This window comes from Streptomyces sp. NBC_00647 (genome assembly GCF_045207245.1).
Taxonomy (GTDB): domain Bacteria; phylum Actinomycetota; class Actinomycetes; order Streptomycetales; family Streptomycetaceae; genus Streptomyces.
Map to the genome: position 1 here is coordinate 4,582,437 of NZ_CP109040.1, position 26,575 is coordinate 4,609,011.

Here is a 26,575-nt window from a genome sequence, read left to right on the forward strand (position 1 = left end):
CCTCGTCACGTAACGACACGCTCCACAACTTGACACTGCCAAGATTGCCCGACCCGACCCAACTTGTCAATGACTAGATTCCCCGGGCCGGACCGGGCCCCTTGAACTTGGCAATGCCTAGATTCGGCGTACGCTGCTCTCATGAATCCCGCGAAGACCAGCGGCTCCGCGCGCCCGTACCACCACGGGGACCTGCGCCGCGCCATCCTCGGCGCCGCTCTCGACGTCATCGCCGTCGAGGGGCCCTCCGCGCTCAGCCTGCGCGACCTGGCCCGCCGCGCGGGCGTCTCGCACGCCGCCCCGGCCCACCACTTCAAGGACCGCACCGGCCTGCTCACCGCCATCGCGGCGGAGGGCTACGGCCTCCTGGCGACCGCGCTCGACGCGGCCGACGACCTGCGTGACGCGGGCGTGCGTTACGTACGTTTCGCGCGGGAGCATCCCGCCCACTTCCAGGTCATGTTCTCCCCGGAGCTGCTCCGGGAGAACGACGTGGAGCTCACCGCGGCGAGAGCGCTCGCGGGCGAGCGTCTGCGCGCCGCCGTCTCCGCGCTCCCCTCGGACGGCCGCGGCCCCGACGCCCGCCTCGCCGGCGTCGCGGCCTGGTCCCTCGCCCACGGCTTCGCCACGCTCCTGCTCAGCCACAATCTGGACGCCCAGGTGGGCGAGCAGGACCCGGACGAGGTCTTCCACGCCCTGACGGGCATGCTGTTCCGCTCCCCGCGGCCCTGACCGGCGGAAGGCTCCGGGACGGAGGTCCCACCCCACCGGAGCCGGTCCGCCCGAGAGCCCGGACGGCCGGCGGCCGGCGGCTGCCCGGAGCCGGCCATCCCCGTGGCCGGGTGCCGGACGGCCCCAGGGCCTAAGAGCCCAGGATCGAAGCCAGGAACTCTCCGGTCCAGCCCAGCAGTTCCCTCCCGACCAGGGGCTTTCCGCCGACCTTCGCGGTCTTCGGGCGGGGGACGAGGATCTGATGGGCGGCCGGCTTGATGACGGTTCCCGGGTACAGACGCTTCAGGCGCAGCTCCTGGGACTCCCTCAACTCCACCGGCGCGAAGCGGATGTTGTTGCCCTGCAGGACGATGTCGCCGACCTCGCAGGCGCGCGCGAGCATCCGCAGGCCCGCCACGAGGAGCAGGTTCTCGACCGGCTCGGGGAGCTTGCCGTAGCGGTCGACGAGTTCCTCCCGTACGGCCTTGACGTCCTCCTCCGTGTTCGCGGAGGCGATGGACCGGTACGCGGCGAGGCGCAGCCGCTCGCCCGGCGCGTAGTCGTGCGGGACGTGCGCGTCGACCGGCAGCTCGATCTTGACCTCGAGCGGCGGCTCCTCCTGCACCCCGCCCTCCAGCGAGGCGCGGTAGTCCGCGACCGCCTCGCCCACCATGCGTACGTACAGGTCGAAGCCCACGCCGGCGATGTGACCCGACTGTTCGCCGCCGAGCAGATTGCCCGCGCCGCGGATCTCCAGGTCCTTCATCGCCACATACATGCCCGCGCCCATCTCGGTGTGCTGGGCGATCGTCGCGAGCCGCTCGTGCGCCGTCTCCGTCAGCGGCTTCTCCGGCGGATACAGGAAGTAGGCGTAGCCGCGCTCCCTACCGCGGCCGACGCGGCCGCGCAGCTGGTGCAGCTGCGACAGACCGAAGTTGTCGCCGCGCTCCACGATCAGCGTGTTCGCGTTCGAGATGTCGATGCCCGACTCGACGATCGTCGTGGAGACCAGCACGTCGAACTTCTTCTCCCAGAAGTCGACGACCACCTGCTCCAGCGCCTGTTCCGACATCTGGCCGTGGGCCGTGGCGATCCGCGCCTCCGGGACGATCTCCCTGAGGCGGGCGGCCGCCCGGTCGATGGACTCGACCCGGTTGTGGATGTAGAAGACCTGGCCCTCGCGCAGCAGTTCACGGCGGATCGCCGCGCCGATCTGCTTCTCCTCGTACGGGCCGACGAAGGTGAGCACCGGGTGCCGTTCCTCCGGCGGGGTGGTGATCGTCGACATCTCGCGGATGCCGGTGACCGCCATCTCCAGGGTGCGGGGGATCGGCGTCGCCGACATCGTCAGGACGTCGACGTTGGCGCGCAGCTTCTTCAGCTGCTCCTTGTGCTCGACGCCGAAGCGCTGCTCCTCGTCGACGATGACCAGGCCCAGGTCCTTGAACTTCGTCTCCGAGGAGAACAGGCGGTGGGTGCCGATGACGAGGTCCACCGAGCCCTCGCGCAGCCCTTCCAGGACCGCCTTGGCCTCGGTGTCCGTCTGGAAGCGGGACAGGGCACGGACGTTGACCGGGAACTGCGAGTAGCGCTCGGAGAAGGTGCCGAAGTGCTGCTGCACCAGCAGGGTGGTGGGGACCAGGACCGCCACCTGCTTGCCGTCCTGCACCGCCTTGAACGCGGCGCGGACGGCGATCTCCGTCTTGCCGTAGCCGACGTCGCCGCAGATCAGGCGGTCCATCGGGACCGTCTTCTCCATGTCGTCCTTGACCTCGGCGATCGTGGTCAGCTGGTCGGGCGTCTCCGCGTACGGGAACGCGTCCTCCAGCTCGCGCTGCCAGGGCGTGTCGGCGCCGAACGCGTGGCCCGGGGCCGCCATCCGCGCCGAGTACAGCTTGATCAGGTCGGCGGCGATCTCCTTGACCGCCTTCTTCGCGCGCGCCTTGGTCTTGGTCCAGTCGGCGCCGCCCAGGCGGTGCATCGTCGGGGCCTCGCCGCCGACGTACTTGGTGATCTGCTCCAGCTGGTCGGTGGGGATGTAGAGGCGGTCGCCGGGCTGGCCGCGCTTGGCGGGGGCGTACTCGACGACCAGGTACTCGCGGGTCGCGGTCTGGACGGTGCGCTGCACCATCTCGATGTAGCGGCCGACACCGTGCTGTTCGTGCACGATGTAGTCGCCGGTCTCCAGGGTCAGCGGGTCGATCGTCTTGCGGCGGCGGGCCGGCATCCGGACGCCGTCCTTGCCCGCCGCCTTCTGGCCGGAGAGGTCGGTCTCCGTCAGGACAGCGAGTCTGAGCGCCGGGTCGACGAAGCCGTAGTCGATGGAGCCGCACGCCACGTGCACGACGGAGGGGCCGATCTCGGTGAGGTCGGTGTCCAGGCGGGCGGCGATGCCCTCGCCGCCCAGCACCTCGACGGTGCGTGCCGCCGGGCCGTGCGCCTCGGTGACGTAGACCGTGTGCCAGCCGTCGGCCAGCCATCCCTTGGTGTCGGCGAGCGCGCGGGCGGTGTCGCCCCGGTAGGTCTCGGGTGCGTGCATGCCCAGCTTGAGGGTGTCTCCCACGCCCCCGGCATAGCTGTCCGTGAGCTCCCCGTCCGCGGCGAACGGCGACACCGACCACCACATCATGTCCAGCTCGCGCGCCCGGTCCCGTACGTCCGCGATGGACCACAGGGAGGCGGCGCCGACGTCGATGGGCGCCTCGCCGCCCCCGGCCGTCGCGGCCCAGGACGCCTGAAGGAACTCCTGTGAGGTCGCCACCAGGTCCGACGCCCGCGTCCGTACCCGCTCCGGATCGCAGACGACGGCCATCGCGCTCTTGGGCAGGACGTCGAGCAGCAGCTCCATGTCGTCGACGAGGACCGGGGCGAGCGATTCCATGCCTTCCACGGCGATGCCCTCGGCGATCTTGCCGAGGAGCTCGCCCAGCTCCGGGTGGGCCTCGGCGAGTGCCGCGGCCCTCGCCCGCACGTCCTCGGTGAGCAGCAGTTCGCGGCAGGGCGGGGCCCATAGACCGTGGTCGGCGACCTCAAGGGAGCGCTGGTCCGCGATCTTGAAGTACCGGATCTCCTCGATGTCGTCGCCCCAGAACTCCACCCGGAGCGGGTGCTCCTCGGTGGGCGGGAAGACATCCAGGATGCCGCCGCGGACGGCGAACTCGCCGCGCTTCTCGACGAGTTCGACGCGGGAGTACGCGGCTGCCGCGAGCGCCGCGACGGTCTCGCCCAGGTCGGCCGTACTGCCGGTGCGCAGGACGACGGGTTCCAGGTCGCCGAGGCCCTTGACCTGCGGCTGGAGGACCGAGCGGACGGGAGCGACGACGACGGACACCGGGCCGGTCTCGGGGTCGTCGGGGCGGGGGTGGGAAAGGCGCCGCAGCACGGCGAGGCGCCGGCCGACGGTGTCGGACCGGGGCGAGAGCCGCTCGTGCGGCAGCGTCTCCCACGACGGGTACTCCGCCACGCCGTCCGGCGGGAGCAGGGAGCGCAGGGCCGCGGCCAGGTCCTCGGCCTCGCGTCCCGTGGCCGTCACCGCCAGCACCGTGCGGCCGGTCTCGCGGGCGAGCGCGGCGATGGCGAAGGGGCGCGCCGCGGGTGGGCCGACCAGGTCGACGTACATCCGGTTGCCGTCGGCGGCGGCCTTCACCGCTTCCTTGAGGGCGGCGTCCTTGACGACGGCGTCGAGCAGACCGTGCAGGCTCATGAAGGGCTTCCATCCCGGGGAGTGGGCAACGCGAGACGCCCGACACGTGGGACGGGCCGGGGGTAACCCAGCCTACGACTCCGCGCCCGCTCGCGCGTGGCCGTCCACCGAGGGCCCGGCCCCGCCCCGGTGACCCTCCGCACACGCCGCCCGCGCCGCCCGTCGTAGGTCCGGCGCCGCTCCGGCGCCCGCCGCCGGCCTGAACCCGGCGCTCCGGGAACGGCCAGGACGGGCACTCCGAGGACGCCCGATGCCGGTACTCCGAGTCCGCCCCATGCGGGCACTCCGGGGACGCCCGGGAGGGGCATTCCGGGGACGGCCGGGACGGGCATTCCGGGGACGGCCCCGGACATGCCGCGGGCCCGGCCCGGGGAGAGTGACTCTCCTCGGGCCGGGCCCCGTCCCCCGCAACCCCCGTACGCGGTGGCTCGTTCCGACCGTCCGCCGTGGCTAGTCGGTGGCGATCGCGTTCAGTACGTTCATCCGGCCCGCCCGGAACGCCGGGATCAGGGCGGCGAACAGGCCCACGAAGGCCGAGCCGATGAACACCGCGATGATCGTCGGCCACGGGATGTCGAGGACTTTCAGGCCCTCCAGGGCGAGGAGCTGCTGGGCGGTCGCGCCCCAGCCCATGCCCAGGCCGAGGCCCAGCAGGGCACCGAAGAGGGCGATGACCACCGACTCCATGCGGATCATCCGGCGCAGCTGGCGCCTCGAGAGGCCGATGGCCCGCATCAGGCCGATCTCCCTGGTGCGCTCGACCACGGACAGGGCGAGGGTGTTCACCACGCCGAGGACGGCGACGATGATCGCGAGCGCCAGCAGGCCGTAGATCAGGTTCAGCATCTGCCCGATCTGGTCCTTCATGGCCTGCTTGTAGTCGGTCTGGTCGCGGACGGTGTACTGCGGGTAGTCGTGCAGCGCCGACTTCAGCGACTTGTACGCGGCCGCCTGCTGCCCGTCCTTCGCCGAGGCGAAGACCAGCTCGTCGAGCGGCATCTTCTCTGCGGGCACGTACTTGGCGAGCGTGGCGATGGAGATGTATTTCGAGCCGGCGTCGATGACGACGTCGCTGCTGGTGATGGCCCGGACCGTCAGATCGGCGGTGGCACCGTCCTTGAAGGCGACCTTGATCTTCGAGCCGAGGTGGATGTCGTGCGCCTTGGCGAACTTCTCGTGCACGGACATCGAGTCGGGCCGGTAGGCGTCCTTCAGGTCCCCGGCGACGGTCTTGGTACGCAGGTCGGTGGCGTACGACGGGTCGGCAGCCGTGATGTCCGTCTTCTTGAGCGTCTTTCCGTCGGGAGTCGTGTAGTCGGCCTCCGTGACCCGGTACTCGGTGACCCGCGCCAGGCCCGGCGTCGACTTCACGGCCCGCACGGCCTGCTGGGTGATCGGCTGACCGCCGTCGTTCTGGATGATGAAGTCGGTGCCGACGGATTTGTCGAGCTCGTCGGACGCGGAGGCGACCATGGAGGAGCCGACCACCGAAAGGCAGGCCACCAGCGCGAGGCCGATCATCAGGGCGGCGCCCGTGGCCCCCGTACGGCGCGGATTGCGCAGGGCGTTGCGTTCGGCCATGCGTCCCACCGGGCCGAACGCCCGCAGCAGGACCGCGCCCAGCACGCGCACCACGCCGCTCGCGAGCAGCGGGCCGATCACCACGAACCCGAGCAGGCTCAGGACCACGCCGAGACCGAGCCACATCGAGCCCTCGCTCGCCTTGTCGGCCTCGGCCGCGAGGTAGAGGCCGTAGCCGCCGGCGCCGGTCAGGAGCAGGCCGAGCACGGCCCGCACGGCTCCGGCCTTGGCGTCGGCGGGGGCGCCGGCGTCGCGCAGGGCGGCCATCGGGGAGACCTTGCCGGCCCGACGGGCCGGCAGGTAGGCGGCCAGGACGGTGACGACGACCCCCAGCACCATGCCGATCACCGGGGTCGTCCAGGCGACCGTCAGGTCGTCGGTGGAGAGGTTCATACCGGTCATGCCCATGAGCTTCATCAGGCCGACGGCGATGCCGACGCCCGCGCCGACGCCGAGGACCGAGCCGGCCGTGCCGAGGAACAGCGCCTCGGCCAGGACCGACCGGTTGACCTGCTTGCGGCTGGAGCCGATGGCGCGCATCAGACCGATCTCGCGGGTGCGCTGGGCGACCAGCATCGAGAAGGTGTTGATGATCAGGAAGATGCCGACGAGGAAGGCGATCCCGGCGAAGCCGAGCATCGCGTACTTCATCACGTTCAGGAAGTCGCCCACGTCCTGGCGGTTGGCGTCGGCGGTCTCCTTGGCGGTCTGCACCTTGTAGTCGCCGCCGATCTCGGCGCTCACGTTCTTCTTCAGCTGGGCGTCGGCGACTCCGGCGGCGGCGGTGACGTTGACGTTCGTGTAGACGCCGGTCTGCCCGACGAGTGCCCGCTGGGCGGTCCTGGTGTCCAGGTAGAAGATCGCCGCGCCCGGGTTGGTGACGGTGAAGTGGGCGATGCCGGAGATCTTCGCGGTGTGCGTGCCGACGGCGCTGATCACGCCGATCTCGTCGCCGAGCTTCAGGTGGTGCTTGTCGGCGGTGTCCTCGTCGACCATCACCTGGCCGGAGCCCTTCGGCGCCGCACCGGAGGTGATCTTCATGGTGCGCGCTTCGTTGGCGTTCCAGCTGCCCACGATGGTGGGTGCGCCGCTGGAGGGCGACAGGTTGTCCTTGTCGGCGTCGACGACGGTCACCGCGCTGGAGAAGACAGCGCCTTCCGCCGACTTCACGCCCTGCGCCGCGCGGACCTCGGCGAGCACGGAGGCCGGCATGACCGGCGGCTTGCCGTTCCCGGAGGTCGTCTCACCGGTGTCCGAGGCGCTCTTCGCGCTCACCGTCACATCGGAGGAGGTGGCCGCGAAGAGCTTGTCGAAGGTCGTGTTCATCGTGTCGGTGAACACGAGCGTGCCGCAGACGAAGGCCACCGACAGCAGGACCGCCACGGCGGAGAGCGCCATGCGCCCCTTGTGCGCGAAGAAGTTGCGCATCGAGGTCCTGAGGACGGTCATGACGTCCGCCCGCGGGAGTCGAAGTCCTTCATGCGGTCCAGGACCTGATCGGCCGTCGGCTGATGCATCTCGTCGACGATCCGGCCGTCCGCGAGATACAGCACGCGGTCCGCGTACGAGGCCGCCACCGGGTCGTGCGTGACCATCACGATGGTCTGGCCGAGCTCGTCCACCGAGCGGCGCAGGAAGCCCAGCACCTCGGAGCCGGCCCGGGAGTCGAGGTTTCCGGTCGGCTCGTCGCCGAAGATGATCTCGGGGCGGGCCGCCAGGGCGCGGGCCACCGCGACGCGCTGCTGCTGGCCGCCGGAGAGCTGGTTCGGGCGGTGCTTGAGCCGGTCCGCGAGCCCGACGGTCGTGACGACCTGGTCCAGCCAGGCCCGGTCGGGCTTGCGGCCCGCGATGTCCATCGGGAGCGTGATGTTCTCCAGGGCGTTCAGCGTCGGCAGCAGGTTGAACGCCTGGAAGATGAAGCCGATCCGGTCCCGGCGCAGCTGCGTCAGCTTCTTGTCCTTGAGCCCGGTGATCTCGGTCTCGTCGAGGAAGATCTGGCCGGAGGTGACGGTGTCGAGCCCGGCGAGGCAGTGCATCAGCGTGGACTTGCCGGACCCCGAGGGGCCCATGATCGCGGTGAACCGCCCTCGCGCGATGTCCACGTCGACATGGTCGAGGGCGACGACACGGGTCTCTCCGGACCCGTACGCCTTGACGACCTGCCGCGCCCGCGCGGCAACGGCCGTACGCCCTCCAGTGCTCTCGTGCCTGGGAATGCTTACAGCCGATGTCACGGTATGTCTCCTAAGTCGGTCAGCAAGGGAAACTGCTGGGCTGCGAACGTCTGCGAGCGGTTGCGAAGGGCCGGAAGGCCCGCGCCCCTTCGGGCGCGGTGCGTCGGCCACGTCCGTAAGTCTGGTGCCGGGAGGGGGTCGGACGCGCTGGTGCACGGCCCCGTCTTCTGCTGGGGAAAACCCCACCCCCGTGGGTGCGGTCCGTACGACCGGACGCGCTCCCGACGGCGTAAAGCCAGGTTAAGGACGGCCACCGCCCCGCCTCGTCCTCCGGTGGGACGAACCCTCCCCGAGCCGTAGTACGGAGATCCCCCTAGGGGTCCTCCACCCTTCGGTGGACACCTCCCCAGGGTCACGTCCACCTCCGGGCCCACTCAGCGTCCACCCTCCCCCAAGGTGAGGCTCAAGTGGGAAGCTGGTCCCGGCAGATAGATGCAGGGGGAAGGAATCCCGTGGGCGAGGGGGACACCGAGATACCGGTCGTGCGGGAGAACCCGCCCCGAGCGGCCCGCACCGAGACCCGGCGGCGCCGCGCCGTCGTCGCGGCGCTCATGCTGGCGATGGGTCTGGCCGCGCTGGACTCCACCATCGTGTCGACCGCCGTTCCGCAGATCGTCGGCGACCTCGGCGGATTCTCCGTCTTCTCCTGGCTGTTCTCGGGCTACCTGCTGGCCGTCACGGTCACGCTCCCCGTCTACGGCAAGCTCTCCGACACCTTCGGCCGCAAACCGGTCCTGGTGGCCGGCGCCGCCGTCTTCCTCCTCGGCTCACTGCTCTGCGCCACCGCCTGGAACATGGCCGCGCTCATCGCCTTCCGCGTCGTGCAGGGCCTGGGCGGCGGCGCCCTCCAGGGCACCGTGCAGACACTCGCCGCCGACCTGTACCCGCTGGAGGAGCGCCCGAAGATCCAGGCCAAGCTGTCCACGGTGTGGGCGACCTCGGCGATCGCGGGTCCCGCCCTGGGCGGAGTCCTCGCGGCGTACGCCGACTGGCGGTGGATCTTCCTCATCAACCTGCCGGTCGGCGCCCTCGCCCTGTGGCTGATCGCCCGTCATCTGCACGAACCGCAGCGGGCCCCGCTCACCCGGCGGCCACGGATCGACTGGGCGGGCGCCCTCGCCGTGTTCGCCTGCGGCGGCGTCCTGCTGACCGCCCTGGTGCAGGGCGGCGTCGCCTGGGACTGGCTCTCGGCACCCTCGGTCGCCCTGTTCGGGACGGGACTTGTCCTCGTCGCGGTCGTCGTGGCCGTCGAGCGGCGGGCCACCGAGCCCATCATCCCGGGCTGGGTGTGGCGCCGCCGGACGATCGCCGCGGTCAATCTGGCGCTCGGCGCGCTGGGCCTGCTCATGGTCGCGCCGACCGTCTTCCTGCCCACCTACGCGCAGGCGGTCCTCGGCCTCGCCCCGGTCGCCGCCGGATTCGTGCTCTCCGTATGGACGTTGAGCTGGCCGGTGTCCGCGGCACTCAGCCAGCACGTCTACCGCCGCATCGGCTTCCGCAACACCGCCATGCTCGGCATCGGCACGGCGAGCCTGCTCCTGCTCGCCTTCCCCTTCCTGCCCTATCCGGGCGAGCCGTGGCAGCCCGCCCTGCTGATGCTGCTGCTGGGCGGCGCGCTCGGACTCTTCCAGCTCCCCCTGATCATCGGCGTCCAGTCGTCCGTCGGGTGGGCCGAACGCGGCACGGCCACCGCCTCCGTCCTCTTCTGCCGGCAGACCGGACAGACCATGGGCGCCGCCCTGTTCGGCGCCGTCGCCAACGGGGTACTGGCCGCGCGGCTCGGCGGCGCCGGGGACCTCGACGCGGTGACCCGCGCCCTGGACGCGGGCGCGCCGGCCGGGCATCTGCGCCACGCGGTCGCGGACGCGGTCCACGCGGTCTATCTGGGGGCCGCGTGCGCCGCCGCCCTCGCCTTCCTGGTCCTGCTGTTCGTCGCACCGCGCCGCTTCCCGGTGCTCGAGGACCCCACGGACTGACCCCGGCACGAAGACCACTCATCGGTCACCGCGACCACTCCCTTCCCCCACGCGAACTCCAGGGGAACTCCACAGGTAAACGCGGGTAACACCCCAGGTCAACGAAATAAGCGCGTACCGACCGCCCAGTTTGGTGAAACGCTCGCGCGCTCCTGCTACCTACGAGTAGCGTGCGCTGCTCACCCCCCGCTCCCTGCGGTCCCGCACCGGACCCGAGCCACGCAAGGAGAACCGGGATGCCAGACGCGTTCTCGTCCCCCGAGCACCCAAGGCCACGTCAGCAGCACCCGCACCAGCCCCCGTACCCACCGCCGCAGGCCCCGCAGTACCCGCCACCGCAGGCCCGGGAGTACCCGCCACCGCAGGCCCCGCGGAACCCCCCGTACCCGCCGTACACCCAGCCGCCCCAGCAGCACGGATATCCGCCGCCCGGCCCCGACCCCTCCCGGCTGACCTACCCCTGGCAACCCCAGCCCCGGCCACCCGAGCCCGCGCCGCGCCGGATGCCGCGTCACCAACCGCTCGGACAGCACAGCGACATCAGACTCCTGCGCGGCGCCTACCGCTGGCAGCGGCGCGTCGCGACCCTCACCGCGCTCGGCTACTTCACCCTCTTCCTCCTCCTGTCGGCCTTCGCCCCGGCGCTGATGACGAGCACGGTGTCCGGCGGACTGTCGACCGGCCTGCTCCTCGGCCTGCTCCAGGTACCCGTCACCTGCCTGGCCATCGGGCTGTACGAGCACACCGCGCGCAGGCGCGTCGACCCGATCGCGGACCGGATCCGCAAGCAGGCCGAACTGGACGCGAAGCGGGAGGCGGCGCGATGACGGGATTCACCAGTTCCGCGCAGACCATGTCACTCGTGGCGTTCACGGCCGTGGCCACGATCACCCTGCTGCTGTGCGTGATGACCGGCCCGGACCGTGACGACCTCGACGAGTTCTACACCGGCTACGGATCGCTCTCACCGATGCGCAACGGCCTCGCCATCGCCGGGGACTACATCTCCGCGGCGACCGTGCTCGGCACCGGCGGCGTCATCGCGCTGGCCGGCTACGACGGCGTCGTCCTCGCCCTCAGCACGGCCCTGTCCCTGATGCTGCTCATGTTCCTGCTGGCCGAACCGCTGCGCAACGCGGGCCGGTTCACCATGGGCGACGCGCTCGCGCGCCGGACACCGGGCCGCGCCGTCCGCAACACGGCCTGCGCGGTGACCATCGTGGCGCTGCTGCCGCTGATGCTGGTCCAACTGGCGGGCGCGGGCGACCTGCTGGCCTTCATCCTCGGCTTCTCCAACGACTCCCTCAAGACCGGCTGCGTCATCGGCCTCGGCGCGCTGATGATCAGCTACGCGGCGATCGGCGGCATGAAGGGCACCGCACTCATCCAGATCCTGAAGATCGTGATGCTGCTCGGCTCGGGCGCGGTGGTCGCCGTGCTCGTCCTGCAGCGCTTCGACTGGAACCCCGGCGCGCTCCTCGACGCCGCCGCCGGACACAGCGGCGTGGGCCCCGCCTTCCTGCAGTCGGGACTCCAGTTCACCGGCGGCGCCAGCCCCCGCCTGGACATGATCACCTCGGAGCTGACGGTCGTCCTCGGCGGCGCCTGCCTCCCCCACATCACCATGCGCATGTACACGGCGGACAGCGCCCGACAGGTGCGCCGGTCCCTGTCCTGGGCAGTGCCGTGCGTGGCACTGTTCGTGCTGATCATCAGCGTCGTCGGCTTCGGCGCCACGGCCATGATCGGCCGCGATGTGATCGCCGCGGCCGATCCACAGGGCAACACGGCCTACCTGCTGGGCTCCAAGGCCGCCTTCGGCGCGTCCGTCTCCACGGCCGAGACGCTCCTGTTCACCACCGTGACGACAGCGATCTTCCTGACGCTGCTCGCCTCCGTCGCCGGGATGATCCTCGCCTGTGCCAACTCCCTCGCCCACGACGTGTTCGCGCACAGCCGGCTCTTCCGGGGCCGCCGCCACGACGACCGCATGTCGCCGCGCCGCGAGATGCTCCTCGCCCGCATCTCGGCACTGGCCGTGGGGGCGCCCGCCATCCTGCTCGCCACCCTCGCCCAACACCGCAGCCTGCAGCCCCTGGTCACCCTGTCCTTCTGCATCGGCGCCTCCGCGATAGCGCCCGCGCTGGTCTACAGCCTCTTCTGGCGCCGCTACACCCGCACCGGCCTTCTCGCCACCCTCATCGGCGGCACCCTCACGGTCCTCCTCCTCATGCCCGGCACCAACCTCGTCTCCGGCTCCCCCGGTGCCGCGTTCCCGGACGCCGACTTCAACTGGTTCCCGTTCACCACGACCGGCCTCGTGTCGATCCCGCTGGGGTTCGCCTACGGGTGGCTCGGAACCGTGGTCTCGGGCCGCCGCAAGGCGGAGGAACAGCGCAGGCAGTACGAGGCGGTGGAGGGATGGATCCTGGCGGGGGCGGTGCGCAGAGGACGCTGACGGGCGGAGACCCGCTCCCTACTCCGCGGGGGCCCTCCCCGTGAGCGACGTGAGACTGCTGCGTACGTGGTCCATATGGGCCCGTACGTCGTCCCACCGCTCCCCGTGCTCCCGCAGCACCCGCTCGGTCTCCCGGGCGATCCGCTCCTCCTGGACCCGGGCCTCGGCAAGCAGCTGGGCGGCCCGCGCCGCCGCGTCCTCCTGCCGGTGGCGGTCCGACTCCGCGGCCTCGGCGAGGGCCCGCTCGGCCTCGGCGACCGACTCCTCGGCGCGCGCCACGCGTTCGGCGTGGTGCGCGTCGAACGCGGCCTCGCGCTCGGCGGCGGCCCGCTCGGCCTCCGCCCACCGCCCCGTGTGCTCCTTGTCCTGGCCGGTGAGCAGCGCCTCCGTGCGCCCGCGCACCTCGCGCAGCGCGGCCAGCACCTCTCCCCGGTTCTCCTTGACGTCCCGCCGCGCGGAGATCCGCACCTCGTCGGCCTCACCGCGCGCGGCGAGCAGCCGCCGCCGGGCCAGCTCCTCGGCCTCCCCGCGCACCTCGTCGGCGTACTCCCGCGCGGCCTCCCGCACCTCGCGCCCCGCGGCCTCGGCCTCCTCCACGGCCGCCCGGGCCTCCCGCCGCGCCTCGTCCCGCAGGGCCTCGGCCTCCTCCTCGCCGAGCTGGAAGATCCGCCGCGCCCGCTCGCCGAGCTCCTCGTACGTCTGCGGCGCGAGCCGTGTCACGGCCTCCCGCAGCCGCTCCGACTCCGCCTCCATGTCCTTCGCCAGCACGGTGAGCCGGGCGGCCCGCTCCCACGCGGCGTCACGGTCCCGGGAGAGCGCCGCGGCGTACGCGTCGACCTGCTCGGGACGGTAGCCGCGCCCCCGTACGGCCACGAAGCCGTGTGGCGACACCGGTGTGCTGCTCATCCTTGGACCCCTCTCCGCCCGACACACACGAAAAGACGATTTCGCGCACATCTTGATGGATCACACGGAAGTGTTCATAACGCGACACTCCGCCCACCCGTTCGGCCAGAGATGGATCTCACGCGAGTCATTTGAGGTCAGAAGCCCGAAGTACGGTGCCGGCGCGACGCCCGGAGAAACACGGTCCGGCCCTTCGTACGGTCCCGCTCGACCACACCTTCGACGGTGTACGTGCAGCACGCGCCGCACACACGGACGAGGCGCCCGACCCGTCACACGGGTCGAGCGCCTCATCCGTCCAGCCGTCGTCCTGGTCGTCCCGCCGCTCCCCTACCGGACCGCGGCCGGGACAGGTCCTAGAGCAGGCCGTCCCACATCTCCTCCAGCAGGACCGACCACCAGCTCTCCGGGGAACCGAGCGCCGCCGGGTCGAGCGCGGCGAGCTGCGCCTGGAAGTCGACGGTCCAGCGGCCCGCCTGCTCCTGGTTGAGGCCGAACCGCAGCCGCCACATCCGGCCGAGCAGCGCGAGACAGCGCGCGAACTCGGGCAGTCCGGTGTTCACGAACTGCGGCGGCACCGGCGCACCACCGGGACCGGCCTCCACCGGCACGGCGACGATGTTCGCCGTCCCGTACTGCACACAGATCGCCTTGCCGAAGTCGCTGCCCATGACGAGGTAGGAGCCCGCGTCCGGGGCCGCCGCCACGCCACGCTCCTGCGCCAGCTCGGCGAGCGTCGGCACCGGACGGCCCGGCTGGGCCTGCGCCCAGAAGAACGGCCCCATGTCGACCGGCAGTCCCGCCACGACCAGGGTGTGCGCCACGATGTTGGGCACCCCCTGCCGCGACACGGCCGCCTGGTCGAACCGGAACAGCCCCGGCCCGAACGCCGCCGCCAGCTCCTGCCCGATCGCCTCCGGCGGGATCGGCGGCGCGGGCTGCACCGGCGGAATCGGTGCCCGTACCGGCGCCGGACGCGCCGGCCCGTCCGCCACCTGGTGCAACTCGCCCTGGTGCGCGAGGAGCTGATGCATCCCCTGCTGCCGGCTCGCGTGGTCCGTGCCGTACGGCGCGATGCTCGTGATCCGCGCCTGCGGGAAGGTCTCCCTGATCATCCGCGCGCAGTACGCGCCCGGCAGCTCACAGGACTCCAACTCCGTGTGCAGCTCCAGCACCTGCTGCGGCGGCACGTTCATCGCGCGCAGCTCGTGCAGGATCTGCCACTCCGGATGCGGAGTGCCCGGCGCGGACCGCCGGATCAGCTGCTGCTCCGACCCGTCGTGCGCCCGGTAGCGCAACACCGCCTGGTAGCCGGGCCCGACGGTCGGCAGCCCGCCCTGCGGATAGCCGTACGCCGGCGGCTGCTGCCCCGGCATCGGCTGGCCCGGCATCGGCTGAGGCACGCCCGACGGCATACCGGGAGCCTGCGGAGGCTGCGGCGCACCGGGACCGCCCACCGACGGCCCCGCCAGCATCGTCGCGGCATGGTGCACCCCACCGGGAGGCGTGCCCCCGGGAGGCTGCGGCGCACCGGGTGCGCCAGGGGCACCCGGAGGCTGCGGCGCACCGGGACCGCCCACCGACGGCCCCGCGAGCATCGTCGCGGCATGGTGGACTTCACCCGGAGGCGTGCCACCCGGCGGGTTCGGGCCGACCGGAGCGCCCTGCTGCCACGGCGCACCCGGAGGCTGCGGCGCGCCAGGACCGCCCACCGACGGTCCCGCGAGCATCGTCGCGGCGTGGTGGACTCCACCGCCCGGCGGCGTGGCGCCGGGCGGCTGGGGAGCGTCAGGGGTACCGGGCGCACCCGGGACCCCGTCCGGCCCGAGCTGCGAAACCAGCTGCGTCGGCACATAGCCGCCCGCGGGCGTACCCGGGGCACCCGGCGCGGACGGCGGAGGCGTGCTGCCCGGCCGCGCACCCGGCACCCCGGGGGCGCTCGGCGGATGCGGAGCACTCGCCCCACCCCCGCGAGCCCCGCGGGGCGGCGCCTGCGCCTTGCTGGTCGCGGCGTCGGCGATGTCACCGGCGTTGGGAGGCAGCGGGCGCGAAGGCGCGGGGGGCGGCGGCGTCCCGGGGACACCCGGAGCGGCGGGCGGCGGCGTGCCGGGCCCCTGGGGGAAGCCGTACCCGGACGCTCCCGGAGGAGGCGTCCCCTGCGGGCCGCCGGGAACGGGCGCACCGGGCGGAGGCGTCCCCGGACCCGCGTCCGGACCCTGCGGATAGCCGTACGAAGACGCACCGGGCGGCGGTGTGCCCTGGTGGGCGCCGGACCCCTGCGCGGGCGGCGGACCGCCGGGCAGGCCATGGCCCTGCGAAGCACCGGACGGCGCGGGAGAATTCGGGTCGCCGGCCACCGGGGACAGCGTCGTACGCGGGAGTTGGCTGCCCCCGGAGATCAGGGCGGTCTTGGCGTCCGGTGCCGCGGCCGGCGGCGGGGTGTCGGAGTCGCCTACATCCGTCAGCGGCGGAGCGAACACGGTCGCCGGCAGCGGTACGGAACGGTCGTCACCGGCATCGCCGTTCGTGTCCGTCCCCGCCCACGGGGTCGCGTCCGCGGGTACGTCAGGCCGCGCGTCCCGCGGAACAGGGACCACGTCGTCGTCGGTCGCGGCGGCGGGCCACGGCGTGGCCCCACCGGGAGCCGACGGCACACCCGGCGCGGGAGTGTCCGAGAACGGAGCGGACGGCACCGCGTGCGCCCCCGAGTCTCCCGGCGCACCCGGAAGCGAACTCCCGCTCCCGGAAGCTCCGTTCGAAGCGGCGGCCGGACGCGATCCCTCCCCGTCGGAGGCGGACGATCCCGAACCCGTGCGCCGGTCCGGAATCCCCATCCGGTCCGCGGCCTCCTGCAACCACTCCGGAGGACTCAACAGGAACGACGTCTGATTCAGGTCGACCCGGGCCGCGGGCGCGGGCGCCGGTTCCGGGGGCCCGTCCGGCACCCCGTACTCCTCCTCGTACCGGCGGATGACCTCACCCACCGGCAGGGCGGGCCACAGCGTGGCCTCCCCGCTGTCCCGCGCGATGACGAGCCGCTGCCCGCCCCCGTCGGAACGCGGCCCCTCGGCACGGTCCTCCGCCCACACGACAAACCCGAGTTCGAACTCGCGCACCCGCACCTCACGGTGCTGATACCCGGGCACATCCCCGTTGATCCACTCTTCCGCGCGCTCCTGCGCCTGCGCGAAGGTCACCATCGCAACCTCACTCCCCCACCGAAGACACCGAAGACACCGAAGAGACGGGCACGGCGTACGCGAAACCGCCGTCCACCATCAGATTCGCCACCGTCTCCAACTCCGGCGGATTGCCGGCCAGCCGGGACAGGAACTGGTCGAAGTCGTCACCGCACGGCAGCAGCAGCCGCTGCACCCGCTCGGCCGGCGGCCAGGCGTCCTGGTCACGGGCGTCGTCGAACGCGCAGAACCAGACCGAACCGATCGCGTCGCCCTTCACCTTCACGGCGAGCAGACCGCCCTGCACGAACCCGACACCCAGGTAATCCTTGGTCAGATGGTCGCGCAGACACTTGTTGACGTACACGAGGTCATTGACGGCCGCCTCGTCGCGCACGGTGAAGAACGGCTGGTCCACCAGCAGCCCCAATTCGGCGTCGAGCGCCGCGCCGACCGGCGCGCACCCGCCCGCCGCCTTCAGGAACGACCGATAGGCACCCGGCAGCCGGTAGCCGAGATCCTCCTCGACCCCCAGCACCTGCTGCTCGGTCACCGCGACCGACGACCTCGGCAACCCGAAGTGCGCGGGCCGCGTCTCCTGCAACGGCCGCGTCCCCCGCTTGGAATGGTCGACAGCCGTGGTCGCGACACCACCGTGATGCCGCAGCAACGCCTTCACCTCGACGGGCACCAACTCCAGCCGCCGGGTACCCGCCACGTGATGCCACGTCCAGCCGTGCGGCGTCGCCACCGACGGGATCGTGTCCCACAGCTCGTGCCCGGACGCGGCGAGAGCGGCGTTCGCGGAGACGTAGTCCGTCAACCGCAACTCGTCGACGCCGAAACCCTCCGGCGGCTCCGCGATCTCCGCAGCGCCGCGCGCGTAGAGCGAGAAGTCCGGATAGCCACGCTCGTCGATCCGCACACCTCTGGGGTGCCGGGCGGCCCGGACCGGATCCGGGAAGTGCACGACTTGCCCGGCGTAGGCCGCGTTCGGCGGCGCGGCTTGTTGCCCGAGCCGACCTGTCGTCATGGCGGTTGCCCCCTGCGGCGTTCTCAGTAGCTGGATGGAGCGCGGATGTCGACAGCCTATTCGGTTGTACGACACCGGTCACCGGGCCTCCGGTTCCGTGACCTGCCGTCACCCCGCCGTGACCGTAAGCCGAAGACCTGGCGTGTCGCGGCGCCCCAGCTTCCGCTCCCGCCACGGCATTTGGCAGTCTGTCTCCGCACCGGGGGATGCACGGGAGGGAAAAACGATCATGAATGCGACGCATACGGGCACGTCCGGGGACCCCCGGGTCGGCTGGAGCAGCACCGAGGCGACCCACGCCCCCATCCTGCTGCACCGCCGCGACGGCATACTCCCCACCGTCGCCGCCGCCCTCTCCGTCCGCGGCGCCACCCTCACCGGCACCGCCGCCCGCGGCGACCAGCCCCCCGCCCTTCACCCACTCGTCCAGGACTTCCTCGACACCCTCACGAACGCCCAACGCGACCGCTTCACCGGCCGCTGCGCCGAGGCCATCCTGATCTCCCGGCACATCGCCACCATCGACGCCGAACGCAGCAAGCGCGCGGCCCGCAAACCGATGACCAACGGCGAGGCCCGCAAAGCCCTCAAGCAGGCCAAGCTCACCGCGCGCCGCATCCGCGAGGACGGCGACCCGCTGCACGGCAGCTTCGCCGCGCCCTGCCGCTCCTGCACGGCACTCAGCGACCACTTCGGCGTACGCATCGTCGACCCGGCCGCACCGGACGCCTGAACTCCCCCATCCCCGCACACGCACCTCTGACGGCGTCCCGCGACGCCGATGTCCCATCCCTCGACGAACGAAGGGCAGATGCACTCCGACCGCTCCTCCACCAAGCTCCCCTCTCCACCCGGGCAGGGGGCACCCACGTCACGCTTCTCCGAACCCGTTGACGCCGCACTGCGCACCGCCGGATGGCAGCCCGGACGCTGGGACATAAAGCAGGCCGAGTACTGGGCCGACGCGCTGCGCGGACACGCGTCGCCGGCCGGACACCGACACGCCGTGTTCCCCGCGGCGGTCGAGGCATGGGCGGAGTTCGGGGGTCTGCGCGTCGGCGCCACGGGGCCCGGGCGCCAGCTCGCCCCCGCCCTGCTCCATCTCGACCCACTGCACGGGCTGCACATGGCCCGCACCCTCGGCGACCTCGGCCGCGCCCTCGACACGGAGGTCTGCCCCCTGGGCGAGGAGTCCGACTCCCACGCCCTGCTCGCCATCGACGCCGAGGGCCGGGTCTACACCCTGGACCACACAGGCGACTGGTTCCTGGGCCCCCACATCGACGCCGCCATCACCACCCTCCTCACCGGCACGCCCCCCACCCGCCTCACCTCCACCTGACGCCCCCGGGCCGGTTCTCACCCCTCCGCCCCGGACCCCGCTCCTCAAACGCCGGAGGGGCTGGATCTTGCACGGGAGGGGCCGTGCCGGTACATCCCTGATGTCCGTCGCTTACGTTCGGATCGAGCAGCGGCTCCCGTTCAGAACTCACGTCTGATCCAACGGCGACGGACTGGGATGTACCGGCACGGCCCCGCCCACCCACCGGCCCGCAGGCACCCACCGGACCCGGCGCCCGGAAAAGCCCCGAGAGAGCTACGCCGGTATCACCGCCGACACCCGGAACCCACCCGCATCCGTGGGCCCCGACACGAACACACCCCCCAACGCCGCCACCCGCTCCTTCATCCCCAGCAACCCGTTCCCCCCACTGGGCAACCGCACGGACGACCCCGCCCCCACCTCCGGCGGACACTCGTTCTCCACCTGCATCGCGATCTCGGACACCCGATGCGCCACCCGGACGTACGTCTTCGCCCCCGCCGCGTGCTTGTGGACGTTCGTCAACGCCTCCTGCACCACCCGGTAGGCGGTCTGCTCGATCTCCTGGGCGTACGCACGCGTGTCCCCCTCGACCGACAGGTCCACGACCATCCCCGCGGCGGCCGACTGCCCGATCAGCTCATCGATCTCCGCCAGACACGGCCCCTCACCGGCCCCGAAATCGTCCGCGGCCCGCGACGCCGCCGCGGCCGCGGCCGCCCCCACCGCCGCCAGCGGCACCGACGGCACCCGCACGCCCAGCCCGTCCCCGGTACGCAGCACGCCCAGCATCTCCCGCAGCTCCGTGAGCGCCTGGCGCCCCATGTCCCCCACCAGCGCGGCGTTCTTCACGGCCTTCTCGGGGTCCTTCCGGGCGATCGCCTGAAGCGCCGCCGCATGCACGACCATCAGAGAGACCCGGTGCGCGACGACGTCGTGCATCTCACGCGCGATCCGGGTGCGCTCCTCGTTCCGCGCCCACTCCGCCCGCTCCTCCGCCCGCTCGGCGAGCAGCTGCAACTCCCGCTCCAGCGAGTCCGCCCGCTCCCGCAGGCTCTCCATCAACCGCCGCCGTGCCCCCATGTACAGCCCGAGCAGCACCGGGGGCGCGGTCATCCCGATCGCCGTGGTGATCGAGGCGAACGGGACCAGCCAGTCCCCCATCGGCACATCCCCGCGCACCACACCCTGGTGCGCCCGGACGAACGTGACGATCAGCATGCCGGCGAAGGACATCCCCGCCAGCGCCGCGATGATGCGCCGCGGCAGCTCGGACGCGGCGAGCGTGTACAGCCCGACGAGTCCCATCAGGTAGCCCATCTGGGCGGGTGTGATCGCGATGGACACCAGGACGACCGCGATCGGCCACTTCCGCCGTACCAGCAGCACGGACCCGGCGATCATCCCGAACCCGACGCCCACCGGAACGGGCAGCCCCGCGTCGTGAGCGAACCGGACCCCTTCGGCACCGCACTCGACCGCGGACGCCAGAGCGAGCCCCGCGTCCAGCACCGCACTTCGCCATCCGACCCACCACCACGGGCCGGTCCCGGCCGCGGTGTGCTCTTCCCCCGTCGTGGTCATGGCTCCAGCCTACGGTCGCCCCCCGGCCCATTTCCGGTGAGTTTTCGCTACTGGCCTACACCACACCCCACTCTCGAACAGAAGCGAAACCGACCGATATCCCTCGAACTGCTGAATCGATCACCGTTCGACCCCGGAAGCCCGCATTCCGGTCGGACGGTATGCCTATGGCACATTCACCGAGCAAGTACGCAGATTTCGAAACCCTGCGGGGACAGGCGGTCACGCTGCGCCGGGCGGGACACAGCCGCCGCCAGATCCGCGACCGTCTCCACATCTACAACAACGACATCCTCAACCGCCTCTTCCAGGGCGAGCCGCCCCCGGACTGGACCAAGCGCCCGCGAGCGAAGGACGACCTCCGCGACAGGGCCCGCGAGCTACGCATCCAGGGGTGGACGTACGACCGGATCCAGATCGAACTGGGCTGCTCGAAGAGCTCGATCTCGCTCTGGGTACGGGACCTGCCGAAGCCGGAGCGACGAGACCCGACGGAGCAGGCGCAGCTCGCAGCGAGAAGGCGCTGGGAACACGAGCTGGCAGTCCGAGACATCGCACGCAAGCGAACCAAAGAGGCTGCCGCCCGCGAGATCGGCGCGATGACGGACCGGGAGTTGCTCTTCGCCGGGGTAGCTCTGTACTGGGCAGAAGGCACCAAGGACAAGACGTACGACCGGCGAGAGACAGTCACCTTCGTCAATAGCGATCCGGGCGTCATCCAGCTCTACTTGGCATGGCTGGCCCTGCTCGGCATCGAGTCCGAGCGCCTCAAGTACCGAGTCATGATCCACATGACAGCCGACACGGAGGCCGCCGAGCGCTACTGGGCCGACCTGGCCGGCGTCGACGCCTCCACGTTCCAGAAGACGACCATCAAGAAACACAACCCCAAAACCATCCGAAAGAATGTGGGCGAGAACTACCGAGGCTGCCTCGTCATCCGTGTATCAAACGGAGCCGAGCTGTACCGCCGCATCGAAGGATGGTGGTCCGGCATGGTGGACTGCGCCAGGACGGATCATGCGCCGTCCCTCCTCCGGTAAGGTTTGAAGCAGCAATCCGCCGTGGGGTAGCGGCATCCCGCAGGCCTTTGGAGCCTTGAGACGCTGGTTCGAATCCAGCCGGCGGAGCTGCGTAGCCTGGGCCCTGACAGCTCTGTCAGGGCCCTCTCCCATATCTCTCCTGATTCGCCCCGGTATCCTGCGGATGTCCACACCCCAGTCATCCGAAGCCGAAGGGCATACCCCGTGAGCGCCAATCGCCCGGCAGCCGTCGTCGTTCTTGCAGCGGGTGAGGGCACCCGTATGAAATCGGCCACACCCAAGGTCCTGCACGACCTCTGCGGACGCTCCCTCGTCGGTCATGTGCTCACCGCCGCACGCGAGTTGGACCCCGAGAACCTGGTCGTCGTCGTGGGGCACGCCCGCGAGAAGGTCGTCGCGCACCTCGCGGAGATCGACCCGGGCGTCCGGACCGCGGTGCAGGCCGAGCAGAACGGCACCGGGCACGCCGTACGGATGGCCCTCGAGGAACTCGGCGACCGTGTGGACGGCACCGTCGTGGTGGTCTGCGGCGACACCCCCCTGCTCAGCGGCGAGACCCTGCGCGCGCTCGCCTCGACCCACGCCGCCGACGGCAACGCCGTCACCGTGCTGACCGCCGAGGTCCCCGACGCCACCGGTTACGGCCGCATCGTGCGGGACGGCGCCAGCGGCGCGGTCACCGCGATCGTCGAGCACAAGGACGCGAGCGAGGCGCAGCGCGCGATCCGTGAGATCAACTCGGGTGTCTTCGCCTTCGACGGGCAGCTGCTCGCGGACGCGCTCGGCAAGGTCCGCACGGACAACAGCCAGGGCGAGGAGTACCTGACGGACGTCCTCGGCATCCTGCGCGAGGCCGGGCACCGCGTCGGTGCGGCCGTCGCCGCCGACCACCGCGAGATCGCCGGTATCAACAACCGTGTGCAGCTCGCCGAGGCGCGCCGCATCCTGAACGACCGGCTGCTCACCGGGGCCATGCTGGCCGGCGTCAGTGTCATCGACCCGGCGACGACCTGGGTCGACGTGACGGTCACCTTCGAGCAGGACGCGATCGTGCACCCGGGGACGCAGCTCCAGGGCGCCACGCATCTCGCCGAGGGTGCCGAGGTGGGGCCCAACTGCCGTCTGAAGGACACCCGGGTGGGTGCCGGTGCCCGCGTCGACAACACCGTGGCCGACACCGCGGAGGTGGGTCCGCAGGCGAAGGTCGGCCCGTTCGCCTACCTGCGTCCTGGCACGCGGATCGGCTTGAAGGCCAAGGTCGGTACGTACGTCGAGACGAAGAACGCCACGATCGGCGAGGGCACGAAGATCCCGCACCTGTCGTACGTGGGTGACGCGACGATCGGCGAGTACTCGAACATCGGTGCCGCGAGTGTCTTCGTGAACTATGACGGGCAGGACAAGCACCACACGACGATCGGCTCGCACTGCCGTACGGGTTCGGACAACATGTTTGTGGCTCCTGTCACGGTCGGGGACGGCGCGTACACCGCGGCGGGCTCGGTCATCACCAAGGACGTGCCGCCCGGCTCGCTGGCCGTGGCCCGTGGCCAGCAAAGGAATATCGAGGGCTGGGTGGCTCGCAAGCGTCCGGGAAGCGCGGCGGCCAAGGCCGCGGAGACGGCTTCCCGGGTGACGGAAAGCGAAGGCTGACCGGAAAGCGGGGCGTCTGGGACGGCGTACCGTGATAAGTGCACACCCGCACCCCAGCTGAGAGCCCTCTCGGAACCCAGCCGAGAAGACCTCTCATGCCCACTGAGTAGACCTCTGAGGAGACAGTGCTGTGACCGGGATCAAGACGACCGGCGAGAAGAAGATGATGTTCTTCTCCGGCCGCGCCCACCCCGAGCTTGCCGAGGAGGTCGCCCACAAGCTGGGTGTCGGGGTCGTCCCGACGAAGGCCTTCGACTTCGCGAACGGCGAGATCTACATCCGCTATCAGGAGTCCGCCCGCGGCGCCGACTGCTTCCTGATGCAGAGCCACACGGCTCCGATCAACAAGTGGATCATGGAGCAGCTGATCATGATCGACGCTCTGAAGCGGGCCTCCGCTCGGAGCATCACGGTGATCGTGCCCTTCTACGGTTACGCCCGTCAGGACAAGAAGCACCGTGGACGTGAACCGATCTCGGCGCGTCTGGTCGCCGACCTGATGGCGACGGCCGGTGCGGACCGCATCCTCACGGTCGATCTGCACACGGACCAGATCCAGGGCTTCTTCGACGGCCCGGTGGACCACCTGTTCGCGCTGCCGATCCTCGCCGACTACGTGGGCGCCAAGGTCGACAAGTCCAAGCTCACGGTCGTGTCCCCGGACGCTGGCCGGGTGCGTGTGGCCGACCGCTGGTGCGACCGTCTCGACGCTCCGCTGGCGATCGTGCACAAGCGCCGCGACAAGGACGTCGCGAACCAGGTCACGGTCCACGAGGTGGTCGGTGACGTGAAGGGCCGCGTCTGTGTGCTCGTCGACGACATGATCGACACCGGTGGCACCATCTGCGCCGCCGCCGACGCGCTGTTCGCGCACGGTGCGGAGGACGTCATCGTGACGGCCACGCACGGTGTGCTCTCCGGCCCCGCGGCCGACCGTCTGAAGAACTCCAAGGTCAGCGAGTTCATCTTCACGGACACCCTGCCGACGCCGGGCGAGCTGGAGCTCGACAAGATCACGGTGCTGTCGATCGCGCCGACCATCGCGAACGCGGTGCGTGAGGTCTTCGAGGACGGCTCGGTGACGAGCCTGTTCGAGGAGCAGTAGAGATCCTTTTGGGTGTGGCCTCCCTGCCGAGTAGACTGCGAAAGTTGCTCGGCGAGGGAGGCCGCACTTTTTTGTGCGGCGGTCCGTTATCGACGCGCTCTTCGTAGCAGGCCGATGGTTTGGCCGGGTGACCTCTTTCCCCAGTTCTACGAGGAGTGAATATGTCCGAGGTCAAGCTCGCCGCCGAGTCCCGCACGGAGTTCGGCAAGGGCGCCGCCCGCCGCATCCGCCGCGAGAGCAAGGTCCCCGCGGTCGTCTACGGCCACGGCACCGAGCCGGTCCACATCACGCTGCCGGGCCACGAGCTGCAGCTCGCCCTGCGTACCCCGAACGTCCTGCTCACCCTGGACATCGAGGGCAAGACCGAGCTGGCGATCCCGAAGGCCGTCCAGCGTGACGCCATCAAGGGCTTCCTCGAGCACGTCGACCTGCTCCTCGTGAAGCGCGGCGAGAAGGTCACCGTCGAGGTCTTCGTGCAGACCGAGGGCGAGCTGGCCCCGGGCAGCTTCCTCGTCGAGAACGTGCTGAACACCCTGACGGTCGAGGCCGAGGCCACGCACATCCCGGAGTCGGTCACGGTCTCCATCGCGGGCCTGGAGGCCGGTGCCTCCATCCACGCCAAGGACATCAAGCTCCCCAAGGGCACGACGCTGGCGATCGACGAGGACGCGGTCGTCATCCAGGTCCTGTCGGCGCAGGCCGAGGAGCCGGCCGCCGAGGGCGAGGCTGCGGGCGACGCGGCCGCCGAGGCCTGATTCCCCGGAATCTCTTCATCTGTGTCAGCCGCCGCTCCTGTCAGGGGCGGCGGCTGCCGCGTATCAAGGACACATGGGAGACACGGACGTGACGACCGACGCCAACGCGCCCTGGCTGATCGTGGGCCTCGGCAACCCGGGCCCGGAGTACGCCATGAACCGGCACAACGTGGGCTTCATGGTGGCCGATCTGCTGGCGGAGCGGGTCGGCGGGAAGTTCAAGCGGGCGGGCAAGGCGCAGGCTCAGGTGATCGAGGGGCGGATCGGGCCGCCCGGTCCGGCGAACCGCCGGGTGATCCTGGCGAAGCCGATGTCGTACATGAACCTGTCGGGTGGTCCGGTGACCGCGCTGCGGGACTTCTACAAGGTGCCGACGGCGAACATCGTGGCGGTCCATGACGAGCTCGACATCGACTACGGCGTGCTGCGGCTGAAGCTGGGCGGTGGCGACAACGGCCACAACGGGCTGAAGTCCATGACGAAGGCGATGGGCGCGGACTATCACCGGGTGCGGTTCGGTATCGGGCGTCCGCCGGGCCGTATGCAGGTCGCGGATTTCGTGCTGAAGGACTTCGCGTCGGCCGAGCGCAAGGAGCTGGACTACTTCGTGGACCGGGCGGCGGACGCGGTGGAGTGTCTGGTGATCGAGGGCTTGGAGCGGGCCCAGGGCACGTACAACTCCTGAGGGGCGATGTACGCGCACAACTCCTGACTTGTCCCCCGTCGGGGTTGACCGAGCGCGTGGCCATGGCCAATGATCCCCGCCATGCGGGCCGTCACCTCCAGTCAGAGCGCGTACGCGGCGCTGCGGTTCGGGCGGCTCGCGGCGATGGGTGTGGTGACCGGGCTCATCCTGATCGCGGGCGTCTGGGCCTCCTGGGGCACCGCGCAGCACGTCATGCTCGGCAAGGGCCGGGAGCACGGCACGATCGCGGTGACGGCGTGCTCGGACGGGGCGTGCACGGGGGCGTACACGCCTGCGTCGCACGGTTCGCGGGCGCGGACCCGGGTCGTCATCGAGCAGTCGGTGGCGGTCAGGAAGGGCGGGACGTACACGGTCACGGTGAAGCCCGGCAGCGACGAGGTCGTGCGCAGTGGTCCGGCCGGTCTGCTCTACGCCTGGGTCCCTCTCGCCGGTGCTCTGCTGCTGGCCTCGGTGGTGGTCGCGGGCGGTCTGCGGCTGACGCGGACGGCGTGGCTGATGGCGGGGACGGGGCTCGCGCTGCTGACGCTCACCTTCGTGGCCCTGTAGACAACCCTCGCGTGGCCCTCCAGACATGAAGGCGCCCTCCGCGCTCGTACTCGTACGAGCGCGGAGGGCGCCTTCTCG

The 26,575-nt window shown here is 71.1% G+C and carries 19 protein-coding genes and 1 tRNA gene; 13 read left to right on the forward strand and 7 right to left on the reverse strand.

Annotated elements, in window-relative coordinates; translation table 11 throughout:
• Window positions 1–141: 141 nt before the first annotated feature.
• Window positions 142–732, forward strand: a complete 591-nt coding sequence (locus OG788_RS19955; protein WP_406372465.1) for a TetR/AcrR family transcriptional regulator — start codon at window positions 142–144, stop codon at window positions 730–732.
• A gap of 130 nt (window positions 733–862) precedes the next feature.
• On the opposite strand, the gene mfd is transcribed toward OG788_RS19955, so the two are convergent.
• The 3 genes from mfd to OG788_RS19970 form a co-directional block, all read right to left on the reverse strand.
• Complete coding sequence (gene mfd / locus OG788_RS19960) at window positions 863–4,414, reverse strand: transcription-repair coupling factor (RefSeq protein ID WP_406372467.1); 3,552 nt, start codon at window positions 4,412–4,414, stop codon at window positions 863–865.
• Window positions 4,415–4,864: 450 nt separating this feature from the next.
• On the reverse strand, window positions 4,865–7,444 hold the full coding sequence (locus OG788_RS19965) for an FtsX-like permease family protein (protein WP_356752870.1): 2,580 nt from the start codon (window positions 7,442–7,444) through the stop codon (window positions 4,865–4,867).
• On the reverse strand, window positions 7,441–8,229 hold the full coding sequence (locus OG788_RS19970; RefSeq protein WP_351549608.1) for an ABC transporter ATP-binding protein: 789 nt from the start codon (window positions 8,227–8,229) through the stop codon (window positions 7,441–7,443). The genes OG788_RS19965 and OG788_RS19970 overlap by 4 nt, the downstream gene beginning before the upstream one ends.
• Before the next feature lie 452 nt (window positions 8,230–8,681).
• Here OG788_RS19970 and OG788_RS19975 point away from each other — a divergent pair, with 452 nt between their 5' ends.
• The 3 genes from OG788_RS19975 to OG788_RS19985 all read left to right on the forward strand — a co-directional run bounded on the left by OG788_RS19975 (window position 8,682) and on the right by OG788_RS19985 (window position 12,663).
• Complete coding sequence (locus OG788_RS19975; RefSeq protein ID WP_406372469.1) at window positions 8,682–10,205, forward strand: MFS transporter; 1,524 nt, start codon at window positions 8,682–8,684, stop codon at window positions 10,203–10,205.
• A gap of 236 nt (window positions 10,206–10,441) precedes the next feature.
• On the forward strand, window positions 10,442–11,032 hold the full coding sequence (locus tag OG788_RS19980; RefSeq protein WP_406372470.1) for a DUF485 domain-containing protein: 591 nt from the start codon (window positions 10,442–10,444) through the stop codon (window positions 11,030–11,032).
• The gene (locus OG788_RS19985) at window positions 11,029–12,663 is read left to right on the forward strand and encodes a cation acetate symporter (RefSeq protein WP_351549605.1); all 1,635 of its coding nucleotides are present in this window, start codon (window positions 11,029–11,031) and stop codon (window positions 12,661–12,663) included. The genes OG788_RS19980 and OG788_RS19985 overlap by 4 nt, the downstream gene beginning before the upstream one ends.
• Before the next feature lie 18 nt (window positions 12,664–12,681).
• On the opposite strand, the gene OG788_RS19990 is transcribed toward OG788_RS19985, so the two are convergent.
• From OG788_RS19990 to OG788_RS20000, 3 genes are all read right to left on the reverse strand, one after another.
• A complete protein-coding gene (locus tag OG788_RS19990) occupies window positions 12,682–13,569 on the reverse strand; it encodes a cellulose-binding protein (protein ID WP_406372473.1) in 888 nt (295 codons plus the stop codon).
• A 356-nt stretch (window positions 13,570–13,925) separates the two neighbouring features.
• The gene (locus OG788_RS19995) at window positions 13,926–16,769 is read right to left on the reverse strand and encodes an SUKH-4 family immunity protein (RefSeq protein WP_406372475.1); all 2,844 of its coding nucleotides are present in this window, start codon (window positions 16,767–16,769) and stop codon (window positions 13,926–13,928) included.
• Between the two features lie 7 nt (window positions 16,770–16,776).
• Complete coding sequence (locus OG788_RS20000) at window positions 16,777–17,781, reverse strand: SMI1/KNR4 family protein (protein ID WP_406366274.1); 1,005 nt, start codon at window positions 17,779–17,781, stop codon at window positions 16,777–16,779.
• A 229-nt stretch (window positions 17,782–18,010) separates the two neighbouring features.
• Between OG788_RS20000 and OG788_RS20005 the strand changes: the two genes are divergently transcribed.
• Window positions 18,011–18,514, forward strand: a complete 504-nt coding sequence (locus OG788_RS20005; RefSeq protein WP_266759602.1) for a YwqJ-related putative deaminase — start codon at window positions 18,011–18,013, stop codon at window positions 18,512–18,514.
• Between the two features lie 78 nt (window positions 18,515–18,592).
• On the forward strand, window positions 18,593–19,123 hold the full coding sequence (locus tag OG788_RS20010; RefSeq protein ID WP_351549596.1) for an SUKH-3 domain-containing protein: 531 nt from the start codon (window positions 18,593–18,595) through the stop codon (window positions 19,121–19,123).
• 255 nt (window positions 19,124–19,378) lie between these two features.
• On the opposite strand, the gene OG788_RS20015 is transcribed toward OG788_RS20010, so the two are convergent.
• A complete protein-coding gene (locus OG788_RS20015; protein ID WP_406372477.1) occupies window positions 19,379–20,689 on the reverse strand; it encodes a sensor histidine kinase in 1,311 nt (436 codons plus the stop codon).
• A 167-nt stretch (window positions 20,690–20,856) separates the two neighbouring features.
• On the opposite strand from OG788_RS20015, the gene OG788_RS20020 reads away from it, so the two are divergent.
• The 7 genes from OG788_RS20020 (at window position 20,857) to OG788_RS20050 (ending at window position 26,497) form a co-directional block, all read left to right on the forward strand.
• Entirely contained in the window at window positions 20,857–21,732 is an 876-nt protein-coding gene (locus tag OG788_RS20020) for a hypothetical protein (protein WP_406372479.1), read from the forward strand.
• Window positions 21,733–21,747: 15 nt separating this feature from the next.
• Window positions 21,748–21,819, forward strand: a tRNA-Gln gene (locus OG788_RS20025).
• 117 nt (window positions 21,820–21,936) lie between these two features.
• Window positions 21,937–23,385 carry a bifunctional UDP-N-acetylglucosamine diphosphorylase/glucosamine-1-phosphate N-acetyltransferase GlmU gene (gene glmU / locus OG788_RS20030; protein WP_406372481.1) on the forward strand — a complete coding sequence of 483 codons (1,449 nt, stop codon included), beginning with the start codon at window positions 21,937–21,939 and terminating at the stop codon, window positions 23,383–23,385.
• Window positions 23,386–23,515: 130 nt separating this feature from the next.
• Entirely contained in the window at window positions 23,516–24,490 is a 975-nt protein-coding gene (locus OG788_RS20035) for a ribose-phosphate diphosphokinase (RefSeq protein WP_266759609.1), read from the forward strand.
• A 161-nt stretch (window positions 24,491–24,651) separates the two neighbouring features.
• Complete coding sequence (locus OG788_RS20040) at window positions 24,652–25,245, forward strand: 50S ribosomal protein L25/general stress protein Ctc (RefSeq protein WP_351547566.1); 594 nt, start codon at window positions 24,652–24,654, stop codon at window positions 25,243–25,245.
• Between the two features lie 73 nt (window positions 25,246–25,318).
• Window positions 25,319–25,930 carry an aminoacyl-tRNA hydrolase gene (gene pth, locus OG788_RS20045; RefSeq protein ID WP_351547569.1) on the forward strand — a complete coding sequence of 204 codons (612 nt, stop codon included), beginning with the start codon at window positions 25,319–25,321 and terminating at the stop codon, window positions 25,928–25,930.
• Window positions 25,931–25,999: 69 nt separating this feature from the next.
• Window positions 26,000–26,497 carry a hypothetical protein gene (locus tag OG788_RS20050; protein ID WP_406372484.1) on the forward strand — a complete coding sequence of 166 codons (498 nt, stop codon included), beginning with the start codon at window positions 26,000–26,002 and terminating at the stop codon, window positions 26,495–26,497.
• Window positions 26,498–26,575: the final 78 nt, after the last annotated feature.